General features: G+C 61.7%; 6 protein-coding genes and 1 tRNA gene. 3 read left to right on the top strand and 4 right to left on the bottom strand.

From position 1 onward, the window contains the following. Positions 1 to 65: 65 nt before the first annotated feature. The 3 genes from gltB to HNR55_RS03925 all read right to left on the bottom strand — a co-directional run bounded on the left by gltB (position 66) and on the right by HNR55_RS03925 (position 7,220). A complete protein-coding gene (gltB, locus tag HNR55_RS03915; protein ID WP_166111640.1) occupies positions 66 to 4,622 on the bottom strand; it encodes a glutamate synthase large subunit in 4,557 nt (1,518 codons plus the stop codon). After that, the gene (locus tag HNR55_RS03920) at positions 4,622 to 6,067 is read right to left on the bottom strand and encodes an NAD(P)-dependent oxidoreductase (RefSeq protein ID WP_166111643.1); all 1,446 of its coding nucleotides are present in this window, start codon (positions 6,065 to 6,067) and stop codon (positions 4,622 to 4,624) included. Before HNR55_RS03920 ends, gltB begins: the two co-directional genes overlap by 1 nt. A 196-nt stretch (positions 6,068 to 6,263) precedes the next feature. Further along, complete coding sequence (locus tag HNR55_RS03925; RefSeq protein ID WP_166111646.1) at positions 6,264 to 7,220, bottom strand: complex I NDUFA9 subunit family protein; 957 nt, start codon at positions 7,218 to 7,220, stop codon at positions 6,264 to 6,266. Between the two features lie 189 nt (positions 7,221 to 7,409). On the opposite strand from HNR55_RS03925, the gene HNR55_RS03930 reads away from it, so the two are divergent. Continuing rightward, positions 7,410 to 7,496 (top strand) — tRNA-Leu (locus tag HNR55_RS03930). Between the two features lie 180 nt (positions 7,497 to 7,676). On the opposite strand, the gene HNR55_RS03935 is transcribed toward HNR55_RS03930, so the two are convergent. Next, positions 7,677 to 8,585 carry an N-acetylmuramoyl-L-alanine amidase family protein gene (locus HNR55_RS03935; RefSeq protein WP_166112097.1) on the bottom strand — a complete coding sequence of 303 codons (909 nt, stop codon included), beginning with the start codon at positions 8,583 to 8,585 and terminating at the stop codon, positions 7,677 to 7,679. A gap of 489 nt (positions 8,586 to 9,074) precedes the next feature. On the opposite strand from HNR55_RS03935, the gene HNR55_RS03940 reads away from it, so the two are divergent. Both HNR55_RS03940 and hisG read left to right on the top strand, forming a co-directional pair. Further along, the gene (locus HNR55_RS03940) at positions 9,075 to 11,828 is read left to right on the top strand and encodes a ribonuclease E/G (RefSeq protein ID WP_242005428.1); all 2,754 of its coding nucleotides are present in this window, start codon (positions 9,075 to 9,077) and stop codon (positions 11,826 to 11,828) included. A 128-nt stretch (positions 11,829 to 11,956) separates the two neighbouring features. Next, positions 11,957 to 12,682 (top strand): ATP phosphoribosyltransferase, encoded by a 726-nt coding sequence (hisG, locus tag HNR55_RS03945; protein WP_086645659.1) that lies wholly within the window; start codon positions 11,957 to 11,959, stop codon positions 12,680 to 12,682. The last annotated feature ends 17 nt before the right edge of the window (positions 12,683 to 12,699 follow it).

A 12,699-nucleotide genomic window follows, 5' to 3' on the forward strand; every position in this document is an offset into this window, starting at 1 on the left:
GACAAAACGGGCCGGAGCCATAAGCCCCCGCCCGTTTTGTGTCCGCATACCCTGTAAAGGCTGGTTCAGGCCGATTTGGCCTGCTCTGCGCCTTCAACATCAAAGCCGATGATTCTGGCGTAGTCGCGGGGCACAATCTGCCAGAACTGGGGCAGAACCTCGTCCCACTTATGCAGCAGCATGGAGGCGTAGGCCGAGCCGGTTTCCTCCACGTGGCGTTCCACCAGAGCGCGCAGACTTTCGGCCCATCTGGGGTCGGTTACACGCGACCACAGCAGGGATTCGGGGTTGATGCGCTTGGTAAAGCCCCCATTGCTGTCCAGCACAAAGGCCATGCCGCCGGTAAAGCCTGCGCCAAAGTTGTCGCCCACTTCACCCAGCACCACAACAGTACCACCGGTCATGTATTCGCAGCAGTTGGAACCGCAGCCTTCAACAACCGCCGTAGCGCCAGAGTTCCGCACGGCAAAGCGTTCGCCCGCCTGCCCTGCGGCATACAGTTCGCCCGCCGTAGCCCCATACAGTACCGTGTTGCCAATAATGGCGTTCTGGTTGGACACGAGCGTAGAGGACGAAGACGGACGAACCGTAATGGTCGCGCCCGAAAGGCCCTTACCCACGTAGTCGTTTGCATCGCCCAGCACTTCCAGCTTGAGGCCCTGCACCGCAAACGCTCCAAGGGACTGCCCGGCCGAACCGCGCAGGCGCACGGTCAGGTGGCCCGGAGCCAGCGTTTTCATGCCGAACTGGCGCACGATGAGAGAGGAAATGCGTGTACCAATGGCGCGCTGGGTGTTCTGCACATTGTAGTGCAGCTGCATTTTCTCACCATGGTCAAACAGCGGACGGGCATCGTCGATCATCTGCGCGTCCAGCGTATCGGGCACCTCGTTACGGCCTTCAAGCGTGCAGTAACGGGCAAACGGCCCCGGGTCTGCCTGCGAAAGCAGGGAGTTCAGGTCCAGATCGTCCAGATAATCCGCCCCGCGGGAAACCTGACGCAGCAGGTCCGTGCGACCGATAATCTCGTTCAGCGTACGGAAGCCAAGGGAGGCCAGAATGTTCCGCACATCCTCCGCAATGAACGAGAACAGGTTGATCACCTTTTCCGGCGTGCCTTCAAACTTGGCGCGCATGGCCGGGTCCTGCGAGCACACGCCAACCGGGCAGGTGTTGGAGTGGCACTGGCGCACCATAATGCAGCCCATGGCCACAAGGCTGGCCGTGCCAATACCAAACTCTTCCGCACCCAGCATGGCGGCGATCACCACATCACGCCCGGTCTTGATGCCACCATCGGCACGCAGGCGCACGCGGTGGCGCAGACGGTTGAGCATGAGAACCTGATGCGTTTCCGCCAGCCCCAGCTCCCACGGCAGACCCGCGTATTTGATGGAGCTGACCGGGCTTGCCCCCGTACCACCGGAATGGCCGGAAATAAGAATGGCGTCGGCCTTGGCCTTGGCCACACCCGCGGCAATGGTGCCAATACCCGAACGGGCCACCAGTTTAACGGTTACGCTGGCATCAGGGTTGATCTGCTTGAGGTCATAAATAAGCTGGGCCAGATCCTCGATGGAATAAATATCGTGGTGCGGCGGCGGGGAGATCAGCGTGACCCCCGGCGTTGCATGGCGCAGCTTGGCAATAAGCTCGGTTACCTTGAAGCCGGGCAACTGCCCGCCCTCACCCGGCTTGGCCCCCTGGGCCACCTTGATTTCCAGCTCGCGGCAGTCGTTCAGATACTGCGCGGTCACCCCAAAGCGGCCAGACGCCACCTGTTTGATGGCGGAGGATGCGTTATCCCCATTCGGGCGTGGCTTGGCGCGTGCCGGATCTTCCCCACCCTCACCGGAATCGGATTTTGCGCCAATCCGGTTCATGGCGATGGAAAGGGTCTCATGCGCTTCAGGGCTGAGGGCGCCGAGCGAAATGGCAGGCGAGATCAGGCGTTTACGCAGCTGCGTAATGCTTTCCACCTCTTCTACCGGAATGGGCGTGCGCCCTTCGCGGAAGTCGAGCAGGTCACGCAGGGCCACGGGCGGCTGGGCACGCACGGCATCGGCATAACGCTGGTAAATGGTAAAGCTGTCTGTTGCCACGGCGGTCTGGAGCATATGGATCAGCCCGCCATCAAATGCGTGCTGCTCCCCACTGCGGCGCAGTTTGTACAGCCCGCCAACCGGCAGGGTAAGCGCGGAAGCCGAACCCCATGCCTGCTCGTGGAAGCTGAGCGCGTTGCGGGCAATACCCGACAGGCCAATACCGGAAATGCGCGAAGGCATACCGGGGAAGAACTCCGCCGTAAGCGCGCGGGACAGGCCCACGGCTTCAAAGTTGCAGCCACCACGGTAGGACGCCACAATGGAAATACCCATTTTGGACATGATCTTGAGCAGACCCTTGTCCACCGCCTTGCGGTAGCGCTCCATGCACTCACGCAGGCTACGGCTGCCAAACAGGCCACGACGATGGCGGTCTGCAATGCTTTCCTGCGCCAGATACGGGTTAACCGTTGTGGCCCCCACACCAATGGTCACGGCAATGGCATGCACATCCAGCGCCGTGGAGGTGCGCACGTTAAGCGAGGTAAAGGTACGCAGGGACGTCCGTACCAGATGCGTATGCACGGCCCCGGTGGCCAGAATCATGGGGATGGAAGCCCGGTCGGGGGACTGGCCTTCATCCGTCAGGAAGACATGGGTGCAGCCACCCCGCACGCTTTCCTCCGCTTCGCGGCGGATGCGGGCAATGGCCTCACGCAGACCGGCCTCACCATCCTTTGCGGGGAAGGTGCAGTCAATCACACTGGCAGACGCACCGCAGAAGCCGCGCAGGGCCTCATACTCGCCCGAGGTCAGAACCGGGCTGGGCAGTTGCAGCATGTCGCACTGCTCGGCCGACTGGTCGAGAATGTTGCCAAGGTTACCCAGACGCGTGGCAAGGCTCATCACCCCCGATTCACGCAGGCTGTCGATGGGCGGGTTGGTCACCTGGCTGAACATCTGGCGGAAATAGTGCGACAGGCCACGGTAACGGGGCGACAGCACGGCCAGAGGTGTATCATCCCCCATGGAGCCGATGGCTTCGCTCGCGTCTTCCACCATCGGGTGGAGCAGGGTTTCCAGCTCTTCCAGCGTGGTGCCTACGGCCAGCTGGCGGCGGCGCAGCTCATCGCCCGTGTAGTAAACCGGCTCGGTCACTTCGGAGCGGACAAGATGGCCGATCTTCTGGGTGCGTTTGATCCAGTCAGAAAAATCCTGACGGGAGGACAGCACATCCAGCAGGGCGCTGTTGCCGTAGAGTTTGGCGTCGTCCAGATCCACACCAATCATCTCGCCCGGGCCAAGGCGGCCACGGCTGACAATGGCGTTTTCAGGCACGCGCACCATACCGGTTTCGGAACCCACAATCAGCAGGTTATCCGTTGTCACCGTATAGCGCAGCGGGCGCAGGCCGGAACGGTCCAGCCCGGCCACAACCCAGCGGCCATCGGTCGCGCACAGGGCGGCGGGGCCGTCCCACGGTTCCATAACCGCGTTGCAGTAGGTGAACATGTCCCGGTGTTCGGGCTTCATGGTCGCATTGCCGCCCACGCTGGCGGGGATCATCAGCGCCTTGGCAGCGGGCGCATCCCGCCCGCCAAAGGTCAGCAGTTCAAACACGTTATCCAGCGTTGCCGTATCCGACCCACCAGCCTGCACCAGCGGCTTGATGTCCGCCATCCACGGGTCCAGATCCGGGTGAGACAGCCGTGTTTCGTGGCTTTTCATCCAGTTGATGTTGCCCGAAATGGTGTTGATTTCACCATTATGGGCAAGGCGGCGGAACGGCTGAGCCAGCTTCCATGTGGGGAAGGTGTTGGTCGAATACCGCTGGTGGTAAATGGCAAAGCGGCTGACAAAACGCGCATCCAGCAGATCCGGGTAGAACTCGGTCAGATGCTCGGCAAGGAACATGCCCTTATAGATAAGGGAGCGGCAGGAGAGCGAGCAGATATACAGATCCACCTGCGCCGCAATGGCGGCCTTTTCTATTCTGCGGCGAATAACGTAGAGGTCGCGCTCAAACGCTTCCTCCGTTTTGCCCGGCAGGTTGCGGATAAGGATCTGCTCGATTTCGGGCCGGGTTGCATTGGCTTTTTCACCAATGCAGGAGGTGTCGATCGGCACCTGACGCCAGCCGTAAATGCCATAGCCAAAGGCCAGAATCTGGGTTTCGATAATCTGGCGGCACTGTTCCTGCGCCACAAAATCGGTCTTGGGCAAAAACACCTGCCCCACGGCAATGGGGCCATCGCTCGGGCGGTCGCCCGTGCTGGTGATGGCGTCAGCAAAAAACTCCTGCGGGATTTCTACATGAATGCCCGCGCCGTCGCCCGTTTTGCCATCGGCATCCACCGCGCCACGGTGCCAGATGGCTTTAAGCGCGGCTATACCAGCTTCCACCACCTCACGCCGACGCTTGCCGTCCAGTGCCGCCACAAGACCCACACCGCAGGAATCGCGCTCGTCCGCCGGGTCATACACCCCATCCAGCGCCTGTACGTTGGCGTCCCACGCCTTGAGAAACTCTTCACCGCTTTCAGCGGAAACAGTGTGCGAAAACTGTTCCATATCCATTATCCCTGCTCCGCCGTACGAGCCATTGCATCGGCCCTGATCCACTCATGGATGCTCTGGGCGGCTTCCCGCCCGTCCTTGATCGCCCACACGACCAGACTGGCCCCACGCACAATATCCCCTGCTGCAAACACACCGGGCAGCGAGGTCATAAAGCTTTTCTGGTCCACCTTGAGCGTACCCCAGCGCGATGCCGCCAGAGCGGGCTCATCCCACAACTGCGGCAGGGGTTCGGGGTCAAAGCCGAGGGCTGCGATCACCAGATCCGCTTCCAGCGTAAAGGAAGAGCCTTCCAGCGGTTCCACCGACTGGCGGCCAGAGGCATCGGGCAGGCCCAGCTTCATGCGGGATGCGCGCACGCCTGTTACGTGGGTGTCGCCCAGAAACGCTTCGGGGGCGGCCAGCCATTCAAACTGCACGCCTTCTTCTTCCGCGTTCTTCACCTCACGCGTGGAGCCGGGCATGTTCGCACGGTCGCGGCGATAGAGGCAGCGCACCGATCTGGCACCCTGGCGGATAGCCGTGCGTACGCAGTCCATGGCCGTGTCACCACCACCCAGCACCACCACGTTTTTACCCGCGGCATCCAGCGCCTGCGCCTCATCGGGCAGGACATCCCCAAGAGAGCGACGGTTGGAGGCGGTCAGGTAATCCAGCGCCTTTTCAATCCCCGCAAGGCCCGCACCGGGGCCACCAATTGCGCGGGACTTGTACACGCCTGTTGCGATCAGCAGCGCATTATGCCGCCCACGCAGTTCGGCAAAGGACAACTCGCCCGGACCGTTGCCAATGCCCTGCCCCAGATGGAAGACAACACCGCCCTCCACCAGCAGTTCATGCCTGCGGGCCACAATATGCTTTTCAAGCTTGAAGCCGGGAATACCATACACCAGCAGGCCGCCCACGCGGTCATACCGGTCATAGACATGGACCTGATAACCCTGCGCACGCAACTGGTCTGCCGCGGCCAGCCCTGCGGGGCCAGCCCCGACGATCCCTACGGATTCGGCGCGCTCACGCAGGGGGCTGACCGGCTTGACCCAGCCGTTTTCAAACGCCGTGTCCGTTACAAACCGCTCAACCGCGCCAATGGTCACGCTCTCGAACCCCGGCTCGATCACGCAGCTTCCTTCGCACAGGCGATCCTGCGGGCAGATGCGGCCACAGATTTCGGGGAAGGTGTTGGTAGCGGAGGAGACACCATAAGCCTCCTCCAGCCGGCCCTGAGCCGTGAGCATCAGCCAGTCGGGAATGTTGTTCCCCAACGGGCAGTGAACAGAGCAAAACGGAACGCCACACTGCGAGCAGCGGCTAGCCTGTTCGGTGGCCTGTTCTGGCTTAAAGTCATCGTAAATTTCGTCAAAATCCGTCCGCCGCTCAGCCGCCGTGCGCTTTTGTGGCTGCTTTTGCGGAACGGAGACAAATTTCAGCATCTTGGTTGTCATACGCCATCCCCGGCTAACAAGGGCGCGGCAGACAGTCCTCGCCCCCCTAAAATCAAGCAGGAGGGAAAGTGCCTGTTATCCTTCCAGATAAAAAGACAGCATTACTTACCTATTTTAATTTTAGGCCCGGAATAGCGTTAAATGGCGTATTTTTTATAAAATAATCGGTTCCATTCCGGACCTTTATGAACCCAACCTACCGTTGTGGAACAAAAACCCCGGACCGACCGCCGCCAGCCCTGTACCGTTCCAGATAGAAGGGCACACAGGCCGCCACGCTGCGCGGCACAATACCCAGCACCTCGAACCCCGTTTCCGTTGGCGGCACAACATTATCCTGCGAGAGCATGAGCAACTGGTCACGTGTGAGCAGCTTGCCGGGCAGGCGCTCCAGCACCGCTGCCTGCAACCGTGCCAGCGCCAGAGGCACACGCATAACGGGCCTGTCACGCTGCGTCTGCTGCAATGCGAACTCGGCAATATCCTGCATGGTCATAATATCCGGCCCGCCAAGCTGCCATTCCCGCCCAGCCAGTTCGGGTGTGGTCGCCAACTGCGCCACGGCCTGCGCCACATCCCCCACATAAACAGGCTGCACGCGGGTGGTTGCCCCATAGACCGGCATAAACGGCAGGTAGCGTGCCAGCGCACCAAACAGATTAAAGAATTTGTCTTCCGGCCCAAAAATGACCGAAGGGCGAACAAGGGAGGCATCCGGGCGGAACTGCCTGACCAGCGCTTCCCCCGCGGCACGGCTCCGCCCGTAGGCAGAGGGCGCATCGGCCGAAGCACCAAGGGCGGACATGTGCACATAGCGCGCAACCCCGGCTTCCGCCGCAAGGCGGGCCACACGCCCCGCCCCTTCCACATTGACCGCCTGAAGGCTCTGCGCGGAGGAGGAGGACAGAACCGCCGCAAGGTTGACCACCACATCCGCCCCGCGCACGACGCAGGCTACCGTGCTGTCATCCAGCACCGAGGCATAAAAGGGCGCAACCTGCCCTACCCGCCCCAAGGGCCGCAGCAGGGCACTCTGGTCCGGCCTTCGGCTGGCGACACGCACCGTGTACCCGGCCTGCGCCAGACACTGCACAACATACTGGCCGACAAAGCCATTCCCGCCCAGCACGGCCGCAGTCTTGTTCCCACTCATGCCCGCATTCCCTTGCTTCAGTCTTTTGCGCTTCACGCAATCCATGCACTGTGTTGCATTCGCCCCCAACAGGCCAGAGGAGGGGCCGACACAAATTCGTCAAAAAAAATCATTTTACCTGTTGACGGTAGCATATGTGCGGGGTAAATGCCTCTTCACCAGCCCGGAACACTCCGGGTTGCCATTTGAGCCCAGATGGCGGAATTGGTAGACGCGCAGGTTTCAGGTACCTGTGACCGAAAGGTTGTGGAAGTTCGAGTCTTCTTCTGGGCACCAAATTCTCCCCCGGGAATTTGTCAAGCAAAGCAGCCCCCGCAAGGGGGCTTCTGCTTTTCTGGCCTCCCGCTTTACTTTCCCCTTCTTCAAAAATCCTGATGCTCCGGGCGTGAGCCGCCAGTAATTTGGCCGCAGGCTATTTCTGCCGTTCCCTGCAACAGCACACGCCCAAAAACGCTCCTAGCCTGCCAGCCCCGCACCAGCAGAGGCAAAATACAGGTTAACGGCATGGCACATGGCCCCTGCCACCATGGCTCTGTGCCCGGCCTGCCGTAGTGCGGCCTCATCCAGCCGGTTGGACATAAAGCCCATTTCCACCAGAACCGAGGGAATCTGTGCGGATTTAAGCACCGCAAACGCGGCATGACGGTGCGGATGCGTTAAAAGCTGCACGCGGGACTGAAAAGCCGATACCACCGCCTGCGCCATATGCGAGGACCCCTTACGGGTTTCCTCCGTTACCAGACTGGCCAGAATACGCTGCACTTCGGGCGAGGCCCCGTGCACCATGGGACCACCAAACCGGTCCGCACTATTTTCTGTACGGGCCAGATCCGCCGTCTGGCTGTCCGATGCCCCGTGGGCATGGGTGTACACGCTCGCCCCACGCACGCTGGCATCGTGCAGCGCATCGGCGTGCATGGACACAAAGAGAGAGGCCCCGTGCTGCTGGGCCATGTCCACCCGCCCGTCCAGCGGAATAAAATGGTCACTCGAACGCGTAAGGGCCACACGGTAGCGCCCCGTTGCCAGCAACTGCCGTGCAAGCTCCTGCGCTGCGGCCTCTGCCACGTGCTTTTCATAGGTGCCGGAAAAACCAATAGCTCCAGGGTCCTTGCCCCCATGCCCCGGGTCCAGCATGACCAGCGGCTTGGGGGGCTGGGCAAGGCCGACCACGGCAGGTGCGTGCACAGCAGTAGCGTGGGACGCCGTACGCGCGCGCGCCGGGGCACTGAGCAGAACACCAGCTCCAACCACCCCGCCAGCCACATTGGTCAGGAAGGTTCTGCGTGGCACGGACAGGCTCTGGGGTACAGGGAGCAGCAGGTGCGTGTCCGACCAAACATGGTCCGGCCTGTGCGGTGCCATCAAGCGTGCCTTTATCCTTGAGTTGTCTGCTCAACACTGTGCCCGAAAAATGGCAAAAAAATAACCACTCATTTACACCCCAAAGCCTTTGTTACGAATAGCTTGCAGTCTTGCTGTATTTGGGTCATGCTTAATGTGCATGGCATCTGGGCATTAGTGTACCTGCCGTGCGCCCTGCCTGTAGCTTTTCGGGCGTTGTGTCTGCGCGGCATGCCCCGCCACCACCCAACACCGGAAAGCCGAGCAAAGTGATGATTGAAGGATACACGACCATAGCTCGCCCCATTGCCCTGAGTATCTCGGCCAGACCACAGGCACCAGCATGCCTGCCGGGGACTGGCGCGCGGCTGTCAGCGGACGTTGGGTGCACCTTCGGTTTTCCATTTCACGCCTGTTTATACCCGCTGGAAGCGCCCCTGCTCCGTGCTGCGCCATGTTGGCAAAAGCACCGCTCAGGCTGGCCACCAGCGCACCGGAGTTTTTCTTTTTATGTCAAAGCGGATGCTGATCGACGCAACACACGCGGAAGAAACGCGTGTTGTTGTCATGGACGGAAATAGACTTGAAGATTACGATGTTGAATCTGCTTCAAAAAAGCAGCTTAAAGGCAATATCTACCTCGCTCGCGTTATTCGCGTAGAACCCAGCCTGCAGGCCGCCTTTGTGGAATATGGCGGCAACCGGCACGGTTTTCTCGCCTTTAGCGAAATTCATCCGGATTACTACCAGATTCCGGTTGCCGACCGTGAAAAACTTCTGGCCCTTCAGGCGGAAGAAGAAACACTGCTCGACGACTCTGATGAGGACGAAGCCACCGCCCACAACGCGGACGCCGAAGCGGATGAAACCTCCAGCACCGCCGATCATGACGGGGCCGAAGGGGATGAAGACCGGCAGGAAACGCCCGAATACGTCAGCGGTGAAACCGATACGGGTGAGGAAGCGCTTATCCAGAAGCGGATTGCCCGCTTCCTGCGCAACTACCGCATTCAGGAAGTTATCCGCCGCCGTCAGGTTCTGCTGGTGCAGGTCGTCAAGGAAGAACGTGGCAACAAGGGTGCAGCGCTCACCACCTACGTCTCGCTCGCTGGCCGTTACTGCGTGCTCATGCCCAACGCGCTGCGTGGGGGCGGTGTTTCCCGCAAGATTACATCCGTGGCCGACCGCCGCCGCCTGCGCGATATTGTAAGCAGCCTGAACCTGCCGCGCGGCATGGCCATGATCGTCCGCACTGCTGGTGCCCAGCGCCCCGGCCCCGAAATTACGCGTGACTGCGAGTACCTGCTCCATCTGTGGGACGACATTCGCGAACATACGCTCCAGTCCATGGCCCCCGCTCTGATTTATGAGGAAGCCAGTCTGGTCAAACGCGCCATCCGCGATGTGTACACGCGCGATGTCAGCGAGATTGTGGTGGACGGTGAAAGCGGATGGAAAGCCGCGCGCGACTTCATGCGCATGCTCATGCCCCAGCATGCAGAAAAAGTCCGTCTATGGAGCAAGGAACACCAGCCGCTCTTTACCCACTACAATGTGGAAGGGCATCTGGACGCCATGTTCTCCCCCGTGGTGGCGCTGCGCTCGGGTGGGTATCTGGTCATCAACCAGACCGAAGCACTCGTCGCCATTGACGTGAACTCCGGCAAGGCCACCAGCCAGCGGAACATTGAAGAAACCGCCTTCCGCACCAATCAGGAAGCCGCGGACGAGGTGGCCCGCCAGCTCCGCCTGCGCGATCTGGCCGGGTTGATTGTCATTGACTTTATTGACATGGAATCCCGCCGCCACAACGCCACCATCGAACGCCGCCTGAAGGACGCCCTGCGCCACGACCGCGCCCGTATCCAGATCGGCTCCATATCGCATTTTGGCCTGCTGGAAATGTCCCGCCAGAGGCTGCGTCCTTCTGTGGCGGAAGCGGCCTTTACGGTCTGCCCGCACTGCAACGGCACCGGCATGACCCGCAGCGTGGAAAGCTCCGCCCTGCATGTGCTGCGCTCCGTGGAAGAAGAAGGCGCACGCCGCCGTGCTGGCGCCATTACGGTGCATGTGGCGGCTGAAATTGCCTTCTACATCCTCAACAACAAACGCGACTGGCTGGCCAATATTGAGCAGCGCCACCAGATGGACGTGCTGTTCTCCCCCGACAACACACTCCCCGCGCCGGAAATCCGCATCGAACGCCGCTCCCCACCCCGCCCCATGGCGGCAGTACAGCAGCAGGCACTACCTCCGGTCGAAAATGTGGATGTGGACGTGGATGCGGACATTCCCACACCTGCACCCGCGGCTCTCCCCTCCAGCGCCACCCCCGACACGGCAGAAACCGCCAGCGGGGATGAAGAACCACGCCGCCGTCGCCGTCGCCGTCGCCGCCGTGGCGGGAATGGCAACGCCAATGCACAGGGGCAGAATGGCGCTCCCGCTTCCACCCAAGCGGACGCGGAAGACACCGACGAGCCAGCAGCGGCTGAGTCCACCCCCGCTCCGCAGCAGGGCACGGATGGGCAGCACCTTGTTCCCGGCCGCCGCCGCACTCGTCACTCCCGCGTGCAGCGTCAGGCTCCCGAATCGGGGTCAGAACAGCGCGTGGCCATAGAGGAAGGCCCAGCCCCACGCCCGCAACGCGCGGTCTGGACCGGGCCAACCCCTGCCAACCCGTTTGGTGATGGACCGGATATTTTTGAACTGCTGGAAAACAGTGCGCAGGCCCGCCCTGCTCCCGCAGCCAGAGAACCCAGCCGTAAGGATATGGTGGCCGAAGCCGCACCTGCCCCGCAGGCAGATGCGCAGGTTGATGAGCAGGAAGCGCCCAGAAAGCCCGGCCGCCGCCGCCCTACGCGCAAACCGGCCGTAGCCAGAGCCAACGCGCCGGGCGCGGACACGGCGGACGCACCGGCGGAACCCAAAGCGCCGACCTCAGCGGTCGATGCGGGTGAAGCCACCGAAGCCGCGCCCCAAAAACCGGCCCGCCGCCGCGCACCACGCGGCAGAACCGCTGCCGCAGGCACGGAAGCCGAAACGGTGCAGGATACCCCTGCCGCACAGGGCGCGGAGGAAGAGGCCCCAAAAAAGCCGACCCGCCGCCGCACCACGCGCAAAACCAGCGCAGAGGCCGCACCGCAGGCTGACGCCACGACCGCCCCTGCAACAGAGGAAAAAGCCGAACCTCTGGTGCAGCCGATCGTGATTGAGGACAGCCCGCCCGCTACCCGCCGCCGTACCGGGTGGTGGAAGCGCTAAAACCCGCACTGTCTTTTCCGGGTGGAGGAACGTCTTCCACCCGGAAAACAGGCTGCCGGTTTTTCTTCCCGGCCACCTTGTGCTAGGAGAGCAGGCCGCATTTTATTGCCTTGCCTGCCGGAGTTTGCATGAACCAGCCCTTTCCAGACCCCCAGACCGCCAACGCGCTCGGTGCGGGCCATGACGGGCAGATGGTTCTGGCCCTGCCCAAGGGCCGTATTCTCAAGGCCGTAACCCCCCTTATGGCGGGTACCGGCATGGCCCCTTCGGCCGATTGCCTTGGCGATAGCAGCCGTAAGCTGCGTTTTTCCACCGAAGACCCCGGCGTGGACATCGTGCGCGTTCGCTCGTTTGACGTAGCCACCTTTGTTGCCGCAGGCGGCGCGCAGGTTGGCATTTGCGGCTCTGACGTGCTGATGGAATTTGACTACCCCGAAATTTATGCACCGCTGGACCTTGGCATAGGGGCGTGCCGCATTGCCGTGGCCCAGCCAGCCCACCTGCCGCATGACCCGCAGGAATGGGCGCGCTGGTCGGAAGTTCGGGTGGCGACCAAATACCCCGCCATTACCCGCCGCTTTTTTGCCGCACGCGGTATTAACGCCACCATTGTGCACCTGCACGGTGCGATGGAACTGGCCCCCATGCTTGGCCTGTCCCGCCTGATTGTGGATCTGGTGGACACCGGCTCCACACTGCGGGCCAACGGGCTGAAAGAAGTTGAAACCATTGCGCAGGTTTCCAGCCGCCTGATTATCAACCGCACGGCGCTCAAAACCCGCCCTGACCAGATTGACTGCATTCTCTCCCGCTTCCGCACGGCGCTTGCGGGCACCACAACCGCTGCAAAATAATGTGTAAGGCAGATCGG

Origin of the sequence: Acetobacter lovaniensis, from assembly GCF_014207635.1 — a bacterium.
Taxonomy (GTDB): domain Bacteria; phylum Pseudomonadota; class Alphaproteobacteria; order Acetobacterales; family Acetobacteraceae; genus Acetobacter; species Acetobacter lovaniensis.